Consider the following 1,121-nt stretch of genomic DNA (forward strand, 5'->3'; position numbering starts at 1 on the left):
GGTTTCAACTTTTCAAGTTTCTACTGATAAATTCCAACTTTCACGCTTCTGCTTTTCAGGTTTCAACTTTTCAAGTTTCTACTGATAAATTCCAACTTTCACGCTTCTGCTTTTCAGGTTTCAACTTTTCAAGTTTCAACTGATAAATTCCAATTTTCACGCTTCTGCTTTGTAAGTTTCTGCGGAAACAAATGTTTATTTTCTAATTGTTTTCATCTGCGTAATTTCGGCACAACTGCTCCCCAACGTCCCCGCGCTACAAGTAGTTTGGGACTAAATTAAGCCCTATTTTCGGATTTGCCAAATCTTCCAAATACAAAACCAATTTCAAATTAAGCCAAATCCCCAAATTGCTTGTAGCGTGTGTTATAGGGCGTAGTTTTAGCCGTTATGATATTCCAATCCAATTTTCCAAATTCTGTTTAGTTTCATCAACAGCAAGCCAAGTGTTAACTTTTTGCTCGTCTTTTCTATCGTACGCCGTCAAAAATTGAATGTGAATCTTTTCATTTTTATCAAGAATTGGGATTTTCGTTATAAATCCGTTTTCTTTCATTTCCGTTATTGAATTCTCTAAATTTAGATTGTTTTTTAGTCTTGCGGGAAACCAATTTTCATTTTCGGCTCTCCAATTTAGAACTTCTCCGTCTTCAGTTCCAATATGCAAATTCCATTCATTATTTTCCGCTAAAATTGCGTCCAAATGTTCTCCGCAGTCGATGCCAAATTCTACATCTTCATATTTATCAAGCAAACAATAAGTTTCAATTTTTTCGTCAATATCAGCGGTTTTTACAATTCTGAATATACAACCAAAACTGTCGGTTAAAATATCATCGTTATAAAGTGGAAGTCTGATTTTAAAAGTGATAATTTCCACTTTGTGTCCGCTAGTTTTAAAGATTTCAGAATTTCCGTTTTCATATTTCTGTGTATCAAAAGTTTTTTCAAAACCGTCAGAGTTTATTCCGCAACGAATAATTCCCAAAGGAGTTTCAAATTGTTTTTCGATATTTCTCATAAATTCTGTCATACTATGCCCTATAACGTTCTCGCGCTACACGCAGGCTGGGATTAAAAAAGCCTAAAACTTTCGGTTAAAAACTAATTTCGGCTGACAC

At 34.5% G+C, this 1,121-nt stretch carries 1 protein-coding gene; it reads right to left on the bottom strand.

The window, feature by feature from the left end:
- Window positions 1-388 precede the first annotated feature (388 nt).
- Window positions 389-1,021, bottom strand: coding sequence for a hypothetical protein (locus tag FNW21_RS16180; RefSeq protein WP_144257782.1), 633 nt, complete (start codon window positions 1,019-1,021; stop codon window positions 389-391).
- Between the last annotated feature and the right edge of the window lie 100 nt (window positions 1,022-1,121).

The sequence above is a fragment of the Flavobacterium restrictum genome (assembly GCF_007097245.1).
Taxonomy (GTDB): Bacteria; Bacteroidota; Bacteroidia; order Flavobacteriales; family Flavobacteriaceae; genus Flavobacterium; species Flavobacterium restrictum.

What these genes read in the sequence shown, in the direction of transcription:
- FNW21_RS16180 (WP_144257782.1), bottom strand. Translation starts at nt 1,021, where the DNA reads ATGAGAAATATCGAAAAACAATTTGAAACTCCTTTGGGAATTATTCGT.